At 65.2% G+C, this 18,935-nt stretch carries 19 protein-coding genes and 1 tRNA gene; 8 read left to right on the forward strand and 12 right to left on the reverse strand.

From position 1 onward, the window contains the following. Positions 1 to 92: 92 nt before the first annotated feature. Positions 93 to 177: transfer RNA gene (locus ACZ0BA_RS19340), tRNA-Leu, on the forward strand. A gap of 106 nt (positions 178 to 283) precedes the next feature. On the opposite strand, the gene ACZ0BA_RS19345 is transcribed toward ACZ0BA_RS19340, so the two are convergent. Then, positions 284 to 478, reverse strand: coding sequence for a hypothetical protein (locus tag ACZ0BA_RS19345; protein WP_463452822.1), 195 nt, complete (start codon positions 476 to 478; stop codon positions 284 to 286). 186 nt (positions 479 to 664) lie between these two features. Here ACZ0BA_RS19345 and ACZ0BA_RS19350 point away from each other — a divergent pair, with 186 nt between their 5' ends. From ACZ0BA_RS19350 to ACZ0BA_RS19365, 4 genes are all read left to right on the forward strand, one after another. Next, the gene (locus tag ACZ0BA_RS19350; protein WP_463452823.1) at positions 665 to 1,171 is read left to right on the forward strand and encodes a hypothetical protein; all 507 of its coding nucleotides are present in this window, start codon (positions 665 to 667) and stop codon (positions 1,169 to 1,171) included. 138 nt (positions 1,172 to 1,309) lie between these two features. After that, the gene (locus tag ACZ0BA_RS19355) at positions 1,310 to 2,020 is read left to right on the forward strand and encodes a choice-of-anchor J domain-containing protein (RefSeq protein WP_463452824.1); all 711 of its coding nucleotides are present in this window, start codon (positions 1,310 to 1,312) and stop codon (positions 2,018 to 2,020) included. 101 nt (positions 2,021 to 2,121) lie between these two features. After that, positions 2,122 to 2,445: a hypothetical protein gene (locus ACZ0BA_RS19360; RefSeq protein WP_463452825.1), complete on the forward strand. Its 324-nt coding sequence runs from the start codon at positions 2,122 to 2,124 to the stop codon at positions 2,443 to 2,445. Positions 2,446 to 2,544: 99 nt separating this feature from the next. After that, entirely contained in the window at positions 2,545 to 3,063 is a 519-nt protein-coding gene (locus ACZ0BA_RS19365; protein ID WP_463452826.1) for a glycine zipper 2TM domain-containing protein, read from the forward strand. A gap of 47 nt (positions 3,064 to 3,110) precedes the next feature. On the opposite strand, the gene ACZ0BA_RS19370 is transcribed toward ACZ0BA_RS19365, so the two are convergent. Further along, positions 3,111 to 4,664: a S10 family peptidase gene (locus ACZ0BA_RS19370; RefSeq protein WP_463452827.1), complete on the reverse strand. Its 1,554-nt coding sequence runs from the start codon at positions 4,662 to 4,664 to the stop codon at positions 3,111 to 3,113. A gap of 110 nt (positions 4,665 to 4,774) precedes the next feature. Continuing rightward, the gene (locus tag ACZ0BA_RS19375; protein ID WP_463452828.1) at positions 4,775 to 6,091 is read right to left on the reverse strand and encodes a BNR repeat-containing protein; all 1,317 of its coding nucleotides are present in this window, start codon (positions 6,089 to 6,091) and stop codon (positions 4,775 to 4,777) included. A 101-nt stretch (positions 6,092 to 6,192) separates the two neighbouring features. Here ACZ0BA_RS19375 and ACZ0BA_RS19380 point away from each other — a divergent pair, with 101 nt between their 5' ends. Continuing rightward, the gene (locus ACZ0BA_RS19380; RefSeq protein ID WP_463452829.1) at positions 6,193 to 6,648 is read left to right on the forward strand and encodes a hypothetical protein; all 456 of its coding nucleotides are present in this window, start codon (positions 6,193 to 6,195) and stop codon (positions 6,646 to 6,648) included. 1 nt (position 6,649) lies between these two features. Here the strand turns inward: ACZ0BA_RS19380 and ACZ0BA_RS19385 are convergent, their stop codons facing one another. From ACZ0BA_RS19385 to ACZ0BA_RS19395, 3 genes are read right to left on the reverse strand one after another with little or no spacing between them, the layout of a single operon-like run. Continuing rightward, entirely contained in the window at positions 6,650 to 7,873 is a 1,224-nt protein-coding gene (locus ACZ0BA_RS19385) for an ABC transporter permease (protein WP_463452830.1), read from the reverse strand. Beyond that, positions 7,870 to 8,619 carry an ABC transporter ATP-binding protein gene (locus ACZ0BA_RS19390; RefSeq protein ID WP_463452831.1) on the reverse strand — a complete coding sequence of 250 codons (750 nt, stop codon included), beginning with the start codon at positions 8,617 to 8,619 and terminating at the stop codon, positions 7,870 to 7,872. Before ACZ0BA_RS19390 ends, ACZ0BA_RS19385 begins: the two co-directional genes overlap by 4 nt. After that, positions 8,619 to 9,836 carry an efflux RND transporter periplasmic adaptor subunit gene (locus ACZ0BA_RS19395; protein ID WP_463452832.1) on the reverse strand — a complete coding sequence of 406 codons (1,218 nt, stop codon included), beginning with the start codon at positions 9,834 to 9,836 and terminating at the stop codon, positions 8,619 to 8,621. The genes ACZ0BA_RS19390 and ACZ0BA_RS19395 overlap by 1 nt, the downstream gene beginning before the upstream one ends. Positions 9,837 to 10,127: 291 nt before the next feature. Between ACZ0BA_RS19395 and ACZ0BA_RS19400 the strand changes: the two genes are divergently transcribed. Continuing rightward, positions 10,128 to 10,841 carry a dienelactone hydrolase family protein gene (locus ACZ0BA_RS19400; protein ID WP_463452833.1) on the forward strand — a complete coding sequence of 238 codons (714 nt, stop codon included), beginning with the start codon at positions 10,128 to 10,130 and terminating at the stop codon, positions 10,839 to 10,841. Between the two features lie 43 nt (positions 10,842 to 10,884). Next, positions 10,885 to 11,871 carry an alpha/beta fold hydrolase gene (locus tag ACZ0BA_RS19405; protein ID WP_463452834.1) on the forward strand — a complete coding sequence of 329 codons (987 nt, stop codon included), beginning with the start codon at positions 10,885 to 10,887 and terminating at the stop codon, positions 11,869 to 11,871. 81 nt (positions 11,872 to 11,952) lie between these two features. Here ACZ0BA_RS19405 and ACZ0BA_RS19410 read toward each other — a convergent pair whose 3' ends face one another. The 6 genes from ACZ0BA_RS19410 to ACZ0BA_RS19435 form a co-directional block, all read right to left on the reverse strand. Beyond that, positions 11,953 to 13,173 (reverse strand): aminotransferase class I/II-fold pyridoxal phosphate-dependent enzyme, encoded by a 1,221-nt coding sequence (locus ACZ0BA_RS19410; RefSeq protein WP_463452835.1) that lies wholly within the window; start codon positions 13,171 to 13,173, stop codon positions 11,953 to 11,955. A 105-nt stretch (positions 13,174 to 13,278) separates the two neighbouring features. Then, positions 13,279 to 14,715, reverse strand: a complete 1,437-nt coding sequence (locus ACZ0BA_RS19415) for a sensor histidine kinase (protein ID WP_463452836.1) — start codon at positions 14,713 to 14,715, stop codon at positions 13,279 to 13,281. Continuing rightward, on the reverse strand, positions 14,708 to 15,427 hold the full coding sequence (locus tag ACZ0BA_RS19420; protein WP_463454791.1) for a winged helix-turn-helix domain-containing protein: 720 nt from the start codon (positions 15,425 to 15,427) through the stop codon (positions 14,708 to 14,710). Before ACZ0BA_RS19420 ends, ACZ0BA_RS19415 begins: the two co-directional genes overlap by 8 nt. 192 nt (positions 15,428 to 15,619) lie before the next feature. Next, positions 15,620 to 16,771, reverse strand: a complete 1,152-nt coding sequence (locus ACZ0BA_RS19425) for a glycosyltransferase family 4 protein (RefSeq protein WP_463452837.1) — start codon at positions 16,769 to 16,771, stop codon at positions 15,620 to 15,622. A 44-nt stretch (positions 16,772 to 16,815) separates the two neighbouring features. Then, positions 16,816 to 17,973 carry a glycosyltransferase family 4 protein gene (locus ACZ0BA_RS19430; protein WP_463452838.1) on the reverse strand — a complete coding sequence of 386 codons (1,158 nt, stop codon included), beginning with the start codon at positions 17,971 to 17,973 and terminating at the stop codon, positions 16,816 to 16,818. A gap of 23 nt (positions 17,974 to 17,996) precedes the next feature. Continuing rightward, positions 17,997 to 18,926, reverse strand: a complete 930-nt coding sequence (locus tag ACZ0BA_RS19435; protein ID WP_463452839.1) for a GDP-mannose 4,6-dehydratase — start codon at positions 18,924 to 18,926, stop codon at positions 17,997 to 17,999. Between the last annotated feature and the right edge of the window lie 9 nt (positions 18,927 to 18,935).

Genomic DNA, 18,935 nt, shown 5'->3' on the forward strand with positions numbered 1-18,935 from the left:
AGACGGGCGGAGCGGCCACTTGCTTGAAAACCAAATAATGCGCATCAAGACTTGCGGCTGCGGGGCAAATCAGTGATAATGCGGGTCGCGTTGCCGGGATGGCGGAATAGGTAGACGCACGGGACTCAAAATCCCGCGCCGCAAGGCGTGCCGGTTCGATTCCGGCTCCCGGCACCATGAATACGCTTCACACAGCATTACCAAAGACAAAACCCGCATCGCCATCGGCTCTGCGGGTTTTTTGTCGTATTGCGTACTTGGTTGGCGCTATGCGCCAAGCCAGTTACTGATGGCGGCGGATGGCGTCGCTCTTGCGCCGGGTCTCCGGATACGCCAGCACGCGACGGATCGCTTCGTTGGGCACCTTGTACGTTTGCATGTACGCCCACGCGATTGCGCTGCCCTGCGAATCGGCCAACCAAATTCCGTGTTCGACCGCCGCGCTCAGCGAAGCGTTGTGTCGTTGTTCTGTTTGCATGTGCTCTCTCCTAATAGACACGCAAGTTATCATAAGACTAAAAACCATGTCGCATGCGAACTAACGTGACCCCCATTATACTGTTAAAAAGACAATTCCCCAAGCTGCCGCCAGCCCTTCGTTAGCCCCCGCACGGACGCCGCGCGGCCCCCGCTTTATGCTGAGCTTTTTAACTTGGGAGCAGTCATGGGCTTTGACCTCGGAAACTTATTGCAGCAATTCGCGGGACATCCAACCGCGGCCGATCCGGAAGGCGTCGCGCAGGCGTTCTCACACGTGGTCGGCGACACGCCGCGCTCGTCCATCGCGCAGGGACTGGCGTCCGCATTCCTGTCCGACGACACGCCGCCTTTCGGCCAACTGGTCAGCCAGCTGTTCGTCCGCAGCGATCCGCAGGTGCAAGCGGGCGTGCTGAACCAGCTACTCGACGACGTCGGCCCGGTCATGCTGACCGCCCTTGCCGGCAGCGTCGGCGAACTGTTCACCGCCAACGGCCACGCGACGCTGACGCCACAGCAAGTTGCGGACATCACCCCGCCGCAAGTGGCAGAGATCGCCACTGTCGCGCAACAGCACAACCCGGATGTCGTCGAGCGCGTCGCGACCTTTTTCGCGGATCACCCGCAACTGGTCAATTCGCTGGACAGCGCCAGCTTGAAGGTCGCACTGGGAAAAATGGCCCAGGTGCACTAACGGGCGCATCAACCACGGCGAAGTTGGCATCAAACTACAGCCGGGTTGTTTTGAGTTTAATACCAATTAGTTAAGCATGCTATTTTGACCATAGCGGCGGGCATTCGCTTGCCGTTTTCCACATTACTGGAGGTTAAAATGGCTGTTCCTTTCAAATCCGCTTTGATTTCGGCGTTCGCGTTGGCCGTGGCCCTGGGCTTCAGTCCTGGTGCCTCGGCCGATTCGCTGAACGAAAACTTCAACGCCGGCCTACCAGCAGGCTGGACCGTGAACAATCTGAGCGAACCACCGGGCACAATCGACTGGTTCCAGGGCAACGACTCGGTCTTTCAAGCGCACCAGGGCGCGCCGAACTCCTATCTGGCGGCTAATTTTGCGTCGGGCGGGGAGATCTCCACCATCAGCACCTGGCTGATCGCGCCCACCTCCACCTACCGCAACGGCGACACGCTGTCCTTCTATACCCGCACCGCCGATTTCTCGGAATGGCCGGATCGGTTGGAGGTTCGCTTCAGCAACGTCGGCGGCACCGACGTGGGCAGCAGCGCGACCAGCGTGGGCACCTTCTCCACGCTGCTCGTCAGCATCAACCCAACGCTGCAGGTTGGCGGCTATCCGGAAGAGTGGACCCGCTACAGCGCCACCCTGAGCGGGCTGACCGGCGCGACCACGGGGGCGTTCGCGTTCCGCTACACCGTCACCGACGGCGGCTTGTTCGGCGCTAATTCGAACTACATCGGTATCGACACGGTACAAGTCACCGCCGTGCCCGAGCCTGGCGTGTACATGATGATGGCGTTCGGACTGGGCATGGTCGGCTACATGCGCAAGCGTCAGTCCCGCTCTTGAGCGGGTATTTGGGGGGGCGGACCAGCCGTCGGGCGGGTCCGCCCCCGGCGTTTTTCGCGTTCCCGCAGGGCCGGCATGGCGGCGTGTCATAGAATGTCGCCATGGCTACCAAATCCCCGAAATCCCCCACCTTCCCCGGTCCGTTGACGGCGCGCGGCGCCGTGCTGGCGGTACTGCTTTCCGATAGCGACCAGTCCGGCGAACCGCCATTGCAGGGCCGCACGTCGCTGGCCGCCATCATCAAGAGTTTGAAGCGGAAATATCATTGGCCGGTCGAGGTGAGCAGCTTTCCGTCGAACGGCGCCGATGGGCGGGCCACCTGGGCCACCGTCTACAGCCTGCCGGCGGCCGTGGTGGAACGCGCGCTCGACCGTGGCGGACGCGAATGGCTGGAGCGCCGCAGCGCCGCCAAAAGCGCGCCGTAACATCTGCTTACGCTCGAAACACTTTCCAGGTCACCGTCTGGCCTTGCCGCCCCGTTATAGGAGCAAGCGCCACATACGGCGATATCTGGAGAGAATAAAATGGAACATACCTTACCGAACCGCATGCACCCATTGCTGGCCGTCGCCGCGTTTTCCGTGACCCTCGTCAGCCTGGTGGGCGCCGCCTCCATTCTCGGCCTATTGCCGTACTCGCAAGCGAAAGGCAGCGCGGCGCCGGAAATCAGCGCCGCAGCCCCGGCCAACCAACCCCTGATCGCGCAAGCGCCGCAGCAGCAGCAGCAACAACAGCCGCAGCCGCAGCCGCGCCAGATCGTCGAGCGCCGCACGGTTGTGCATCACACGTATGCGCCGGCCCGCCAGGCCAGCCGCAACGATGATCGCACCGACGTTGCGCAAGCGCCGGTACAGCGCGCTCCAGCACCGGCTCCGGCGCCGCAGAACAGCGCCGTCGGCATCGGCCTGGGTGCGGTGGTGGGTGGTCTGCTGGGCAACCAGGTGGGCGACGGCAAAGGCCGTACGCTGGCAACCATCGCCGGCGCTGTGGGCGGCGCCTACGCCGGCAACGAAATCGCCAAGCGCAATCAGCAACAACAGTAAGCTCGGGTGTCCGGTCCGGCGATATCCCGGGCCGGACCGGAAACGCTTTAGTACTTGGCCGGCGCGTTCGGCGCCGGCGTCGCCTTGCGGATGAAATCGCGCAGATCGTCGTTGGCGGTTGCCAGGTCTTCCGACCGCAAATACATCATGTGGCCGCTGCGGTAGCCTTCAAAGCGCAGACGGTCCTTCATTTTGCCGCTCGGGTCCAACTGCCACATCGTGTACTTGGCGTCGAAGTAGGTGCAGGCGCCATCGTAGTAGCCGGACTGTATCATCACCTTCAGGTAGGGATTGGCGGCCATCGCCAGACGCAGGTTCTCGCCGGTTTTCTCGTTCTTGAAATCCCACGGGTGGACGTCGCCGAACAGGTTGTACTTGATGTCCGTCTTGTAGCCCAGATCGACCCGCAGATACTGGTTGATGGCCGGCGTGAACGAGTGCAGCCACGACGTCAGCTCGGCGTTGTAATCGACCTTGTCGCCCGAATCGGTCTTGTCGATGCCGAGGTAGCGCGAGTCGAGGCGGCCGACAGTCTTGCCCTGCTTGCGCAGCAGCTCCTTCCAGAAATTGTCGACAGGCACCGACAGGTTATTCTGCAGCACATACGCTTCCGACAGGCCGGAATAGCGCGCGAACTTCGCCGCGATCTGCGCCTTCTTCTGCGGGTCGATGAAGCCGCCGCGCGCGGTCGCCGGCAGCAGCTCGTCGACGGTGAAGGCTTCCACCTCCGGCAGCAGATCCTTCAGGTCGCGCGCCTGCAGGTCGGCCGGCAGCACCTTTTGATACCACGCCGTGGCGGCAAAGTAAGGCAGCGCCAGCGCGTCGGCGACGATGCCGTCGCGCTTGAGGCCCAGTTCCGTCGGCGACACCAGCACCACGCCGTTCAGATACATCCACTGGGCGTTCTGCAATTCCAGCGCCAGGCCGGCCACGCGCGAAGTGCCGTAGCTTTCGCCAATCAGGTACTTCGGCGAAGTCCAGCGGCCTTCGCGCGAGACGAAGGTGCTGACCCATTCGGCAAGGTAGGAGATGTCGGCATTGACGCCGAAGAAGCGAGCGCGGTCGTTCTTGCCATCCAGGACGCGCGAGAAGCCGGTGTTGACCGGATCGATGAAGATGATGTCGGCGACGTCGAGGATCGAATGCGGGTTGTCGCGCACGCCGTAGGGCTGGGTCGGATAGCCTTCGGCGTCGAGGTTGAGCACCTTGGGGCCGGTGTAGGCCACGTGCATCCACACCGATGCCGAGCCCGGACCGCCGTTAAACGACAGCACCAGCGGGCGCTTGCTCTTGTCGGTGACGTCGGTGCGCTGGTAATAGGTGTAGAACAGCGTCGCGCTGACCTTGCCGTCCTTGTCCCACACCGGCTGCGTGCCAGCCGTGACCTTGTACGGCACGACCTTGCCCTTGATGGTGACGGTCGCCGTTTTGCTGACGCGCGAGTCGGCCTTGATGACGCGCTCGTTGGCCAGCAGATCGGCCGCGCGGTCCTTGCCCAGCGCCGGCGGGGACTGGGCTTTGTCGGCTTTGTCGGACTCGTGGTCCTGGGCGCAGACGGCCGCGCTGACGACCAGCAGCATGAGGGCAAGCTTGGATTTCATGGGCAACTCTTGACGTTAAAGAATCAATGGTAGTCCAATCAAATACCAGCCGACAACAAAATACGTGATGCGGGCGGCGCCGATTTGTCACGTATTGTTTCAGGGCCGCCTCAGCGCGGCCGCCAGTCCAGCACCCGCACCGGCTGCGGCGGCGCAGCCGCATGTCCTTCGCCGTCGATCTGTTGCACGTCCTGCACGAACAGGCTGAGCACACCGTTGCGCCGCCACAACTCGGTATCGAAACTTGGCTCCCAGGCGCCCACCGAGGAGGCCGTCAAATCGTCGACCCGCCACTTGCCGCCGACAAAATCGCTGATGCTGACAACCGATACCTTGCTGCCGCGCTCCTCGTCGCGAAACACCAGCAGGCCGCCCGGCTTGCCTGCGCCGGGACCGGAATCGACCATGATTTGCGGACGCGCGATCGGGATGCGCTTGGTGCCCTGCCCGCTCAGCGAAAACGCCGTCTTGCGGAAATCGAGCGCGCGCGCCGTCCAGCCGTCGCCGCTGTGGAAGACCACGTGATACTGCGGCACCGCCGATCCGGCGTCGCGCCAATAGCTGGCGATGTAGGGATTGCCGTCGCGGTCGGCCGCCATCGAGGTCTGGTTGATCAGCTCGCTGTTTTGCGGGATGCGCAGCGCGTACTCGGCGCTGCCGGCGCTGATCGGCAGGCTGTAGGGCTGGCCGTCCGATTTTTCCCAGGTCACGCCGCCGTCGCGCGAGCGCGCGTAGGCCAGGTCGTGGTTGCTCGCCACGTCCGGCGATTCGCGCCACACCCACGATAGGTGCAGGGTGCCATTGTGGTCGAGGAAGGCTTGCCAGTAGGCGTTGCGCTTGCCTTCCCCGGTGATCAGGTTGGTGTGCAGCCGCGACCAGCGCTGCGTCGCCGCGTCGTAGCGATTGATGACCAGGTCGCCCCGGCCGGAACCGCCCAGCCGGTAGAAGAACAACAGGTTGCCGTCCGGCAGGCGATAAAACTCGGGATACGACACCGACTCCTCGTCGGCGCCGACCATGGGCAATTTGGCGCCCAGCTCCAGCGATCCCGGCTTGACGCCGCGCGCGTAGCGCAGCGCGTTGTTGTGGTGGTCCCAGGACACGTGCAAATAGCCGGCGCCGTCGAGCATCAGGCTGATGGCGTTGTGGGCGTCGGCCGCGTTGCCGCGATATTGGGTGCGCTGCGTGGTCCATCGCGACGTACCCAGCTTGCGCTTGCCCAGCACCAGATAGCGCTCGGCATCGTAATAGCCGACGTATTGGGTGTGCTGGTCGGAGACAAGCGAATTCTTGCGGAACACCACGGCGTTCACAGAATTATTGGCCCAGCCGGGGCCGACGACCGATTCCACCGGTTTGGCATCGAATGCCGCCGCAGGGACGACGACGCACACAGCCACCAGGACTGGCAACCAGCTATTCCGCATCTCAACAATCCTCATTGACATATCAATCGCAACTTTAGTTTCTTTACGGAAAATATGTCCTATAATATCTTCCGCCCTACCCGCGCCTAAAAAATGCCGCCATGACAACCGAAATCCTCGACACCATTCCCAACGACGCCAACGATGCTCCGCTGGAGTTCTGGGAGCACCGCATCAAAGCCAGCCGCTGGTTGATTACCAAGACGACGGCGCTGGGCGCCTGCGCGGCCGTGCTCGGCGTATTGGGACAGGGATGGCTGGAGGACGCGGCGCCGCTGTTTCCTTTCATCAGCCAGAATTATGGCATCTGGCAAGCCGGCTATCTGCTCTCGCTGCTGATCATTTTCTTTATCTGGGCGGCCGCGATGCGGCAAAAAATGGGCCTGCTGGAAAACAGCAAGAAGGGTTTTGAAGTGCAGTTGCGCATTGCCGAATACAACGAACGGCGCGCGCAGCAAGCCCGCGAAGTAAGGGAGCGGCGCCAGAAACTGGAGGAAGAGCGCGATCCGGTCCAGTTCTTCAAAAGCGCCTCCCGCAGTAAAAAATTCGACTATTGATTCATTCGTAGCGCAGGCAATCGACCGGCAGCAGCTTCGACGCCCGCCGCGCCGGGTAGAAACCGAAAAACACCCCCACCAGGCTGGAAAAGCCGCACGCCACCACCACCGCCCGCAAGGTGATGAACACGTCGAACTTGCCGGTGGCGGTGATCGCCGCCGCCGCCGCCGTGGCCAGCACTATGCCGAACACGCCGCCCACCAGGCAGATGACCACCGCCTCCGTGAGGAACTGCAGCAGCACGTCGCGCGGCTTGGCGCCGATCGCCATGCGGATACCGATCTCGCGGGTGCGCTCGGTCACCGACACCAGCATGATGTTCATGATGCCGATGCCGCCGACGATCAGCGAGATCGCGCCGATCAGGCCAAGCAGCGCGGCCAGGCCGGCGCTGATGGTCTTGGCCGTTTCCGCGAACGAGGCCAGGTTATCGATGCGGAAATCGTCCGGCTGCTCGAACTTGATGCGATGGCGGTCGCGCAGCGTTTCGTTGATGTCCTGGATCGCGTCCTGCAGGTTGCCGCCGGATTTACCCTGCGCCACCACGTAATGCACATTACCGGGGAACTGCATCTTCACCAGGTTGGCGGCGGCGGCGGTGATCGGCACCAGCACGTAGTCGCTCAAATCGCCGCCGTCGACCTGCTTGCCCTCGCCGTACAGCACCCCCACCACCTGGAACGAGACGTTCTCGATGCGGATGTATTTGCCCAGCGGGTCGATCTTGTAGAAAAACTGGTCGGCGATCTTGCGGCCGATGACCACCATGCGCGCCGCCGCCCGCACGTCCGCCTCGCTGAAGGCGCTGCCCTTGTCGATCTTCCAGCCGCGGATCTTGAACATGTCCGGCGTGACGCCATGCACGGTCTTCGATGCGCTCTCGTTGCCGACGGCGAGATTGAAGCCGCCCTGCAGCGTCGGCGCCGCGCCGGCCAGCGACGGCAGCCGGTTGAGCGCCGCCGCGTCAAGCATCGTCAGCGCCGGCGCGGCGCCGTTGCGCAGGCGCTGCTGCTGCGCGCGATCACCGCCGGGAGAGATGAACAGCATGTTGGTGCCCAGTTGCTCCAGCTGCTTGGAGATGAAGCGTTTCATGCTGTCGCCGACGGCCAGCAGCAGCACCACCGAGGCGATGCCGATGATAATGCCCAGCATCGTCAGCAAGGTGCGCAGGCGGTTCGCCAGCATCGAGCGAAACGCTTCGATGGTGATCTGTAAGGGATTCATGGCGCCGCCATCTGGCTCAGCGCCATGTCACGCAAGCCTTCTGCGGCCGGACCGTCGTACAGCACATGGCCGTCCTTGAGGCGCATCAGCCGCTTGCTGTAGGCGGCGATGTCCGGTTCGTGCGTCACCAGCAGGATGGTGATGCCGCGCTCCTCGTTCAACTGCTGGAACGAGCGCATGATTTCTTCGCTGGTCTGCGTATCGAGATTGCCGGTCGGTTCGTCGGCCAGGATCAGCGGCGGATCGCCCACCAGTGCGCGGGCGATCGCCACCCGCTGCTGCTGGCCGCCGGACAGCTGGTTCGGCGTGCGCTTGGCATAGTCCTTCAGGCCCACGCGCTCCAGTTCCACCAGCGCCTTGGTGTGCGCCTTGGCGCGCGAGACGCCGGCGTAGATCAGCGGCAGCGCGACGTTCTCCGCCACCACGCTCATGCGCTTGATCAGGTTAAAACTCTGGAACACGAAGCCGATGGTGCGGTTGCGGATGGTGGCCAGCTCCGCGCGCGACAGCGTCAGCGTGTCGACGCCGTTGAGGAAATAGCTGCCGCCGGTGGCCTGGTCCAGGCAGCCGAAGATATTCATCAAGGTCGACTTGCCGGAGCCGGACTGCCCCATCACCGCCAGGAAGTCGCCGCGCGGCACCGCCAGGTCGATTCCGAACAGCACCCTGGTCTCGACGCCGCCCGAGAAGTAGCTCTTGGTGACACCGCGTATGTCGATCAGCGGCCCGTCGGCCTGGGACGTCATCAACGCACACCATCCTTGTTCTCGACGATGGCGCGCGTGACAACCTTGTCGCCCTTCTTCAAGGCGCCGCCCACCACCTCCGTGTAGCGGAAGTTCGACAGGCCGATCCTGATGTCCAGCGGTTGCGGCTGATTTTTGGCGTCCAGCGTGTAGATCTTGAAGGTGCGCGTCAGATCGGCCTTGGTGCGGAAGGCGGCATCGTCGTCCGGCGGCGGCGCATCCAGCGCGTCGTCTGCGGCGGCGCCGGTCTTTGCACCCTTGGCCTTGGCCTGCCGCTCGAGTTCCTCGTCGCTGAGGCGGAAGCGCAGCGCGGCGGTCGGAATGCGCAATACGTTCTCGCGATTGCCCACCAACAGACGCACCTGCGCCGTCATGCCCGGCTTGAGCAGCTCGTCCTGGTTGTCGACGTCGAGCACCACGTTGTAGGTGACGACGTTCTGCACCACGTTGGCGGCCAGGCGGAACTGTCGCATGCGCGCCTCGAACTCGCGGTCGGGATAGGCGTCGACGACAAAGCGCGCCTGCTGCCCCTCCTTCAGCGCGCCGACGTCCGCCTCCGAGACGCTGGTGTCGATCTGCATCTTGGTCAGGTCCTGCGCGATCTGGAACAGCGTCGGCGTGGTGAAGGACGCCGCCACCGTCTGCCCCAGGTCCACGGTGCGCTTGATGATCACGCCGTCGATCGGCGAGCGAATCACGCTGTTGTTCAGGTCCGCCTGCGCGCGCGCCAGCTGCGCCTGCGTCAGCTGGATGTTCGCCTGCGCCACGTCGACCTCGCGCTTGGACTGGTCGAGCGCCAGCGGCGAGATGAAGCTTTGCGTGACGAGCGTCTGGTTGCGCTGGTGCGTGGCCTGGGCCAGCCGCAGCGAGGCGCGCGCCGACGCCAGTTGCGCCTCGCCCTGGCGGATCTGCGCGTTGAAGATCGTCGGATCGAGCGTCAGCAGGATCTGGCCCTTTTTCACGCGGTCGTTGAAGTCCGCCTTCAGCACGTTGACGGTGCCCGACACCTGCGAGCCGATGTTGATCAGCGCGACCGGGTTGATGGTGCCGGTAGCCGTCACCGTCTGCGTGATGGTGCCGGTATCGACGGCGGCGACGCGGAATCGTGGCGCCTCCACCACAGGGGTCTGGCTTTTGGTATAGAACGCCAGCGTGGCGCCGCCGATCACGATCGCGCCAACCGCCAGCGCGATCTTTTTCTTGGTGAAAAAGGCCATCGTTTTCCGTCGATCCCATAGTGGCGCCCCGGCGATATGCGGGTCAGCCCGGCAAGTATTGAGCAGTTTTGCAAAAAATGCAATCCGCTGCTGGGAATCGCCGTCCCGCAAAAAGGGAATGGAGGCGCTTATCACTTAGGGGATGGGCGCGCGCCCCCTGATGTCGGGATATGCAATTTTGCAATCCAACTTTGCAGGAATGGCCGTTCCCAGCGGCGAAAATCGGTCCTACCATGCACTCGATCGCCACGCCACGACGGCCCGCGAACGTTCTACCCCACGGAGCAAAACATGAACGCATCCCTACACGAATCCCTCACCGTCACGGTCGCCGACGGCAGCTTCCAATGCTACGTCGCGCGTCCTCCCGCCACGGCCGGCGACGCGCCGGTGATCGTGGTGCTGCAAGAGATCTTCGGCGTCAACGCCGGCATCCGCAGCATCTGCGACGACTACGCCGCCAAGGGCTACATCGCCGTCGGCCCCGACCTGTTCTGGCGCGCCGCGCCGGGCCTGGACATGTCCGAGGCCAACCCCGGCGACTGGGAGCGCGGCTTCGCGCTGTACAGCGCCTATGACTTCGGCGCCGGCGTCGCCGACATCGCCGCCACCGTGGCCGCCGCGCGCACGATGGCTGGCGCCTCCGGCAAGGTCGGCGTGACCGGCTACTGCCTCGGTGGGCTGATGACCTTCCTCAGCGCCGCCCGCGCCGATGCCGACGCCTTCGTCGCCTACTACGGCGGCGCCACCGAAAACTATGCGACCGAAGGCGTCAACGTCAAGCGCCCGCTGCTCTACCACCTGGCCGGCGACGACGAATACATCGGCAAGGACGCGCAGGCGGTGATCCACGCCGCCCTCAAGGACAACGCCAACATCGAGATGCACACCTACCCGGGCTGCAGCCACGCCTTCGCGCGGCCGGGCGGCGACCACTACGACGCCGAGGCGGCCACGCTGGCCAATGGCCGCACCGATGCCTTCTTCAAGCGGCACCTGAACTGATTCCGACCTCACTTCTCATCACACCAACCGATAAGGCACAACCATGTCCAGCAACGATAACAACCAAGTCAATCCATCCCGCCGCTCCGCCATGGTCGGCGGCGCGTTCGCCGCAGCGGCGGCCGTGGCCACCGCGCTGCCGCTGGCCGCCGTGAGCACCGACAGCCAGGCCGCCAGCGCCGGCAAGGTGCAGAAGACCGCCAGCACCATCACCACCCGCGACAACGTCGAGATCTATTACAAGGATTGGGGTCCGCGCAACGGCCAGCCGGTGATCCTCAGCCACGGCTGGCCGCTCAACGCCGACAGCTGGGAATCGGCCGCCTTCCATCTGGCGAACAACGGCTTCCGCGTGGTCAGCCACGACCGCCGTGGCCACGGCCGTTCGAGCCAGCCCTGGGACGGCAACGACATGGACCACTACGCCGACGACCTGGCGCAGTTGATCGAGGCGCTCAATCTGAACAACATCATCCTGGCCGGCTTTTCCACCGGCGGCGGCGAAGTCGCCCGCTATGTCGGCCGCCACGGCACCAAGCGCATCGCCAAGCTGGCGCTGATCTCCGCCGTCACGCCGCTGATGCTCAAAACCGACACCAATCCGGGCGGCCTGCCGCTGTCGGTGTTCGACGGCATCCGCGCCGCTTCCGAGGCCAATCGCGGCCAGTTGTACCTGGACTTCGCCTCGGGCCCGTTCTACGGCTACAACCGTCCCGGCGCCAAGCCGTCGCAGGGCCTCATCAACGCCTTCTACAGCCAGGGCATGCAGGCCGGCCATAAGAACACCTACGATTCGATCGCGGCGTTCGCCCAGACCGACTTCCGCGACGACCTGAAAAAATTCGACAAGCCGACCTTGATCATCGCCGGCGAGGACGACCAGGTGGTGCCGATCGACGCCGCTGCCCGCGCCGCCGCCAAGATCGTCAAGAACGCGAAGCTGATCACCTATCCGGGTGCGCCGCACGGCCTGACCGATACCCACAAGGAGAAGTTCAACGCCGACTTCCTGGCCTTCGCCAAGTCCTGACAATAGCGAAACAGATGCCCGCGCTGCTTGAAGTCAGGCAGCGCTGGGCAGAGCATTGGTTATAAAGGGTGGAACCCGGCCTTAGGCCACCAGGCGCATTTCCCGTCCCGCCATGCGCGCCATCACGCCGACCACGTGGTCGATCTGCGCCCGGGTGTGGCCGGCGTTCATCATGAAGCGCAGGCGCGCCTGGCCCACCGGCGCGGCCGGGAACTGGATCGCGTCGACATGGATGCCCTCGCGGCGCAATTCGATGGCATAGCGCTGGCAAGTCTCGGCGTCGCCGATCAGCACCGGCAGGATCGGCGTCTGCGTCGAGATGATGGTGTAGCCCAGCGGCGCCATTTTCTCGATGAAGTAGCGCTGGTTGTCCCACAGGCGCTGGCGGCGCTGCGGCTCCTCTTCCAGCAGATCCAGCGCCGCCAGCAGCGCGGCCGCCTGGTCCGGTGGCGGCGGGCAGGTGAAGCCGTAGGCGGAACTGGTCAGGCGGATCACGTCGGCGACGTGGCGCTCGACGGCGACAAAGCCGCCGATCGAACCGAGCGCCTTGCTCAACGTCCCCATCTGCATGATGTTCTCGCTGTAGCAGTTGAAATGCTCGGAGGTGCCGCCGCCGTTGGCGCCCAAAATCCCGGTGGCGTGGGCGTCGTCGATGTACAGCAGCGCGCCATAGCGCTCGGCCAGCGCCACCAGCTCCGGCAGCGGCGCGATCGTGCCCTCCATGCTGAACACGCCGTCGCTGACGATCAGCGGCGTGGTGCCCTCGCCGGCGCCGGCCTTCAGCAGCGCCTCCAGGTGGTTCATGTCGCAGTGGCGGTAGTTATAGCGCAGCGCGCCGGACATCTGGATGCCTTCGCGGATGCTGATGTGATTGAACTCGTCCGAGTAATAGGCGTACTTGTGGCGCTTCTTGGTGCGGAAGCCGTGCAAGCGCGCCAGCGTGGCCGCCTTGACGATCGACGACAGCACGCCGATGTTGGTCATGTAGCCGGTCACGAACAGCACCGCGTCGCTTTTATGTTTGAGCGCTCCGAGGCGCCGTTCCAGCTCACGGTAGACTTCCAGGTCGCCACCGAGCAAACGCGATTCGCAGTTGCCGACACCGTAGCGGTCCAGGCCCTGCTTGGCCGCCGCCACCAGGCGCGGGTGGTTGGCCAGCGCCAGGTAGTTGTTGGTGCTGAACGAGACCACCGTCTCGCCTTGCGTGACGAAGGTCGGATCCGGCAGGGTGCTGTGCACCGCCGAGTCGTGGTGGATCGGGTGGTGCTGCAGCCAGTGGGCGATATCGCTTAAATCATGCATGGTCTTGGAGAGTCGAGTGAGCGTGAATCCATGATAGGACTGCACGCCTCTCCGCAAGCTTGCGGCCACATTACAACTAGGATAGCTTGGCGCCGAAGCGCTCCATCATCGTCTTGGCGCCAGCGGCAGCAGGATGCGCGCGACCAGGCCGGGCGCGCCGTCCTCCAGGATCAGAGAGCCGCCGTGAGAGATAGCGGTGGCGCTGACGATCGACAGTCCCAGGCCGTTGCCGGGCAAATGGCGGCTCTTGTCGAGACGATAGAAGCGCTGCGTCACCTTGTCGCGTTCCGACTCCGGGATGCCGGGGCCGTTGTCGTGGACGGCGATCGACGCTTGGCCGTGATGCAGACCGGCGCGCACGCGGATGGCGGCGCCCGGCCCGGCGTACTTGATGGCGTTGTCGAGCAGGCTGGCGACGGCGCTGGCGAGCAGGTTGCGGTCGCCGTCGACGTACAGCGAGGCCGGCGCATCGACCGTCAGCGCGATGCCGCCATCTTCGGCGATGGCCTCGTACATCTCGCCGATGTCGGCCACCACCCGCCCCAGGTCGAGTCGCTCGAACAGGCGCGCGCGCATGCCCGATTCGGCCTCGGCGATCTGCAGCAGGCGTTCGAACAGGCGTATCAGATCGTCGATGTCGTCGATGGCGTCGTGCGCCGCGCCGGACAGGCGCGGCACCGTCATCTCGTGGCGCAGCGCGTCGTCGAGCCGTCCGCGTATGCGGCTAAGCGGTGTGCGCAGGTCGTGGGCGATGGCGTTGGAGACGTGGCGGATGCCCTCCATCAGCAGCTCGATGCGGTCGAGCATGCGGTTGATGTCGCGGTTGAGCAGCGCGAATTCGTCGCTGCCGGAGACGGGAATGCGGTGACTGAGGTTGCCCGCCTCGATCTGGGCGGCGGTGCGGCGTATCTCACCAAGCCGTCCTTCTATGCCGCGGCGGAACAGCAGCGCGCCGCCCACCGTCAGCAGCAGCGAGACGCCGGCGCCGGCCAGCAGCGCGCGCCAGATCACCTCGCGCACCGCATGCTGTTCGCTCAGGTCGCGCCCGACGATCAGCATGCCGCCGTCGGCCATCGGCCGCAGGTACAGGCGCGCCGGCCGGTCGTGGCCCCCGCGCCTGACGATGGTGGACACCATCATTGCCCGTTGCCGCTGCAGGCGCCCGGCGCTGGCAGGCACGGTGTCGAGGTTACCGGCGGCAGGCAGGCCGTTACCGGTGACGAGCTGGAAGATCTCGCGGTCGCTGTCGATGCCGTCGGCGAGCTGGCGCCGCACCTCCTCCACCAGCGCACCGTGACCGGGAAAGCCGGCGTGTTCGAGCAGGCGCTCGGACTGCATGACGATTTTGCCGTCGAGGTTATCGTCAAGCACGCCGATGGTGCCGGTGTAGAACACGGCCGACACCACCACGATAGAGAAAGTACCCAACAGGCCGTAGCCCAGCGCCAGCTTGGCGGCGATCGAGGCACGCCCGAGCGGCCCGAAAGGCCGCTTGACCGGGAACCCGCCGGCTTGGGAGGACGGGTTGGACAGATCAGCCAAGCGCCTGCCCCGCGTTGTCGGAGGCGCCGGCGCCCATGCGATAGCCGACCCCGCGCAGCGTGTGGATCAGCATGACCGGGAAATCCTTGTCCACCTTGGCGCGCAGACGGCTGATCTGGACGTCGATCACATTGGTTTGCGGATCGAAGTGGTAGTCCCACACCGATTCGAGCAGCATGGTGCGGGTGACCACCTGGTTCTCGTTGCGCATCAGGTATTCGAGCAGGCGGTACTCGCGCGGCTGCAGCGTGATGACCTTGGGGCCGCGCGTGACGCGCATGGTGCGCAAGTCCAGAACCAGGTCGGCCACCTGCAACTGGGTGCTGTCGGCGCCGGGCGCGCTGCGCCGCAGCAGCGCCTCGACGCGCGCCAGCAGCTCGGAGAAGGCGAATGGCTTGGACAGGTAGTCGTCGGCGCCGCCGCGCAGGCCCGTAACGCGGGCGTCGATGGTGGTCAGCGCGCTGACGATGATGACGGGCGTCTGCTTGCCCAGCGCGCGCAGCTTGTCGACGATCGACAGGCCGTCGATGCGGCCCGGCAGCATGCGGTCCAGGATGATCAAATCCCACTGCTCGCCGGTGGCGTAATCGAGTCCGTCCGGACCGGTCGCGCAGGCGGTGACCAGGTAACCCGCTTCGCGCAGGCCCTTGCAGATGTAGTTCGAGGTTTCCACTTCATCTTCGATGACCAGGCAGCGCACGCGGTTCTCCATCATAGTTGGGGCGATGGACGTATTCTACCTGCTTGGGGGAAGGACAACCGGGTGAACCCCCGCCCGGCCGACGTCGTTGCGTCGCACAGGGGGTAGCGCCATCATGGTAACGCCATCAATGAGGACCGTCGGCGGGGCGTGGAGTTCGGTGACCATGATAGACGCCCGCCTTCTTAAAAGATTTGCGCCAGATCAAACAGCGCGGTCGCGCGGGGCCGCGCGCTTGCCGCCGTGGCCCGCCGCCAGCTCGCGGTACAGGGCGTGGTAGTTCTCCGCCATGCGCTCGGCGGTGAACAACTCCCAGTAGCGCGCCTCGGCGCGGCGGCCCATCTCGGCGGCGCGCTCGGGCTGCTCCCACAGCAGGCGCATGGCGCCGCTGAACGCCTGCGGGTCGTTGGGCGGCACCACCAGCCCGGTCTCGTTGTCGATGTTGATATAGGTGGTGCCGGTGCCGATCTCGCTCGAGATCATCGGCTTGCCGAACATCGCCCCCTCCAGCAGCGAGATGCCGAACGCCTCCGAGCGCAGGTGCGACGGGAACACCATCGCATAGCACAGCGTGAGCAGCGCGATCTTGTCCTCCTCCTCCACCGCGCCGACGAACGTCACGTGGGTCAGCCCCAGGCGCGTGGCGTGCTCCTTGAGTTCCTGCTCGATCGGGCCGGCGCCGACGATCACCACCGGATAATCGATGTTGGCCATGGCGTCGAGCAGGATGTGCAAGCCCTTGTAGTAGCGCAGCACGCCAATGAACAGGAAGAAGCGCTCGCCGCAGCGTTCGCGCCATTTGTCCATCACCGCCGCCGACGGCTGCGGATAGATGCTTTTATCGAGGCCGTAGGTGATGGTGCGGGTCTTGTGTTCGAAGCGCTTGAGCACCGGCGACGAGGCCAGATAGTTGGGCGAGGTGGCGATGATGGTGTCGACGCTGCGCAGGAAGCGGCGCTTGAGCGGGCTGTAGACGCGCAGCAGATTCTTCTGGCGCACGATGTCCGAATGGTAGGTCACCACGCTTGGCTTGTTAATGCGGGCCATGAAGTGGGCGACGTCCATGAACGGCCACGGGAAATGATAGTGGATCACGTCGGCCTTGCGGGCCAGGCGCGCCAGCGCGCGGATCGCCGCGAACGAAAAGCCGGTCGAAGCGATCTCGAAGTCCATGCGGACCCGGTGCACGGTATGGCCCTCGAACTCGATCTGCGACGGACCGCTGTCGCGGGTCAGCGTCAGCACTTCGTTGGTCACACCGAGGCGGCCCGTGCCCACGCACATCTGGCGGATGACTTGCTCGATTCCGCCCCAGCTGTCGGGGTAATAGGTCTTGTAGAAATGAAGGACGCGCATGGCTTGTGGACGGGCTGCTTTACGCAGCCGGAGTTAATGAGGCATTAATGTGACAGGACGTCATGATACACGGCGGCGGTGCGGCGGGCCGCCTGGTCCCAGGTCAGCTCCAGCGCGCGGCGCCGGCCTGCGGCGACCAAACGCTGGCGCAGCGCGTCGTCGCGGACGATGGACGTCATCGCGGCCGTCATCTCCGGCACCGAAAGCGGATCGAATTCCAGCGCGGCGCCGCGCGCCACCTCCGGCAGCGAGGTCGCGTTGGAGGTGGCCACCGGCAGGCCGATGGCGAAGGCCTCCACCAGCGGCAGGCCGAAGCCTTCGTACAGCGATGGGAACACCAGCGCGCCGGCGCCCGCGTACAGGTGGCGCAGCTGGCCGGGATCGGTCAGGCGGTCGAGCCAGACGACGTTCTCGCCATTCTGGCGCGCCGCGCCGATGCGTTTGACCACGTCGTCGCTGGACCAGCCGGGCGCGCCGACGATCACCAGCTGGCGCGCCGCCCGCAGCACCGGCGGCAGCGCCAAGTAGGCCTCCAGCAGGCGGCCGACGTTTTTACGCGGCTGCAGCGTGCCGACGAACAGATAGTAACCGGCGCGCAGCTGGTGCTGCGCCAGGGTGGCGTCGCGCTCGGCCTCGGGCGGTTGCTCGAACCACTCGGCGCCGACGCCGTTGTGCACCACGCTGACGCGGCGCTCGTCGACGCCGAAGAATTGCACCAGCTCGGCCACGGCATGCTGCGAGACGGCGATCACATGATCGGCCTTGCGCGCGGCCTTGACCTGTAGCCAGTTCTTCAGGCGGCGCATCTTCGGGCTGCACCATTCGGGATGGGAGATCGGCAGCGCGTCGTGCAAGGTCGCCACGACCGGGCAATCCATGCGCACGATGCGGTAGTCGGTGGCGTGGAACAGGTCGAGCGGAGCCGCGTCCTTGCCCATCACGCGGCTCGCGTTCAGGTGCACGCCGGCCGGCAGGATCAAGTCGCCCAGGGTCGCCAGCGGAAACGACAGCGGCAGCGCGCGGCCCACCGTCAGGCGGCCGGCGTCGCCGGGCGGGGCAAAGCTGAGCGGCAGCACCTCGCAGCCGGCGGCCGGCAGGTGCTCGAGCAAGGCGCGGCTGTAGACGCCGATGCCGTCCAGGCGGCCGCCTGTGAGCACCGGTTCGACGGTGGTGGTGGACAGGCCGACGCGCGGTAGGGACATGGCGCTCACGGCTCGTTCGCCGTTCAAGCCTGGTACATCCAGCGCAGCGTGTCGGCCAGCGGCACGGTGTCGACCGGGCCGGTGACGGCGGCAAGGCGGCGGTTGTCGCCAACCAGGCGCACCACTTCATTGGCGCGCACGAAGGCGGGGTTGACGTGGACGTTGATCTTGTAGCCGGCGATGTCGGCCATCATGCCGAGCGCCTCGCCGAGCGAATAGGCGTGACCCGAACAGATGTTGAAGGCCTGGCCGGCGGCGGCCGGCGCGGCCAGCAGGCGGCGGTAGCTGCGCGCCACCATGCGCACGTCGGAAAAGTCGCGCCACACGTGCAGGTTGCCCAACTCGATGTCGGCGGCCTTGCGGCGGAAATGCGACACGATTTTCGGCAGCAGGAAGTTCTCGTGCTGGCCGACGCCGGTGTAGTTGAACGGCCGCGTGACGATCAGCGGCAACTTGTCCTGCCACAGGCGCGCCATGTATTCCATCGCCAGCTTGCTGACGGCGTAATCGTTGGCCGGCGCGGCCGGGACGTCCTCGCCGATCACGCCGACGTCGGTGTTGCCATAGATATTGGCGCTCGACGCCAGCAGCACGGCAGACGGCTTTTTCGCCAGGCCGGCCAGCGCCTCGAGCAGATTCCGGGTGCCGGCGACGTTGACGCGGTAGATTTGCTCGACGTCGCCATGGCCGACAAAGGCGATGGCGGCCAGGTGCGCCACCACGTCCGGTTGCACCTGCTGGACCACGGCGGCCAGGCCGGCGCGGTCGTTCAGGTCGACCGGAAACCGCCCTTCGGTTGGCGCGCCGTCCGGCGATATGGTGCCGAAGACTTCGTAGCCGGCCGCGCGCAGTTCCTGCTCGACGTACAGACCGGTGAAGCCGGACAGGCCGGTGATCAGGGCCCGCTTGCCGGTGCCTTCGCTGCCTTCGCTACCTTCCAGCGCCGCCGTCACGGTGCCGCC

The organism is Duganella sp. AC917, from assembly GCF_979258245.1.

What these genes read in the sequence shown, in the direction of transcription:
- ACZ0BA_RS19345 (WP_463452822.1), bottom strand. Translation starts at nt 478, where the DNA reads ATGCAAACAGAACAACGACACAACGCTTCGCTGAGCGCGGCGGTCGAA.
- ACZ0BA_RS19350 (WP_463452823.1), top strand. Translation starts at nt 665, where the DNA reads ATGGGCTTTGACCTCGGAAACTTATTGCAGCAATTCGCGGGACATCCA.
- ACZ0BA_RS19355 (WP_463452824.1), top strand. Translation starts at nt 1,310, where the DNA reads ATGGCTGTTCCTTTCAAATCCGCTTTGATTTCGGCGTTCGCGTTGGCC.
- ACZ0BA_RS19360 (WP_463452825.1), top strand. Translation starts at nt 2,122, where the DNA reads ATGGCTACCAAATCCCCGAAATCCCCCACCTTCCCCGGTCCGTTGACG.
- ACZ0BA_RS19365 (WP_463452826.1), top strand. Translation starts at nt 2,545, where the DNA reads ATGGAACATACCTTACCGAACCGCATGCACCCATTGCTGGCCGTCGCC.
- ACZ0BA_RS19370 (WP_463452827.1), bottom strand. Translation starts at nt 4,664, where the DNA reads ATGAAATCCAAGCTTGCCCTCATGCTGCTGGTCGTCAGCGCGGCCGTC.
- ACZ0BA_RS19375 (WP_463452828.1), bottom strand. Translation starts at nt 6,091, where the DNA reads ATGCGGAATAGCTGGTTGCCAGTCCTGGTGGCTGTGTGCGTCGTCGTC.
- ACZ0BA_RS19380 (WP_463452829.1), top strand. Translation starts at nt 6,193, where the DNA reads ATGACAACCGAAATCCTCGACACCATTCCCAACGACGCCAACGATGCT.
- ACZ0BA_RS19385 (WP_463452830.1), bottom strand. Translation starts at nt 7,873, where the DNA reads ATGAATCCCTTACAGATCACCATCGAAGCGTTTCGCTCGATGCTGGCG.
- ACZ0BA_RS19390 (WP_463452831.1), bottom strand. Translation starts at nt 8,619, where the DNA reads ATGACGTCCCAGGCCGACGGGCCGCTGATCGACATACGCGGTGTCACC.
- ACZ0BA_RS19395 (WP_463452832.1), bottom strand. Translation starts at nt 9,836, where the DNA reads ATGGCCTTTTTCACCAAGAAAAAGATCGCGCTGGCGGTTGGCGCGATC.
- ACZ0BA_RS19400 (WP_463452833.1), top strand. Translation starts at nt 10,128, where the DNA reads ATGAACGCATCCCTACACGAATCCCTCACCGTCACGGTCGCCGACGGC.
- ACZ0BA_RS19405 (WP_463452834.1), top strand. Translation starts at nt 10,885, where the DNA reads ATGTCCAGCAACGATAACAACCAAGTCAATCCATCCCGCCGCTCCGCC.
- ACZ0BA_RS19410 (WP_463452835.1), bottom strand. Translation starts at nt 13,173, where the DNA reads ATGCATGATTTAAGCGATATCGCCCACTGGCTGCAGCACCACCCGATC.
- ACZ0BA_RS19420 (WP_463454791.1), bottom strand. Translation starts at nt 15,427, where the DNA reads ATGGAGAACCGCGTGCGCTGCCTGGTCATCGAAGATGAAGTGGAAACC.
- ACZ0BA_RS19425 (WP_463452837.1), bottom strand. Translation starts at nt 16,771, where the DNA reads ATGCGCGTCCTTCATTTCTACAAGACCTATTACCCCGACAGCTGGGGC.
- ACZ0BA_RS19430 (WP_463452838.1), bottom strand. Translation starts at nt 17,973, where the DNA reads ATGTCCCTACCGCGCGTCGGCCTGTCCACCACCACCGTCGAACCGGTG.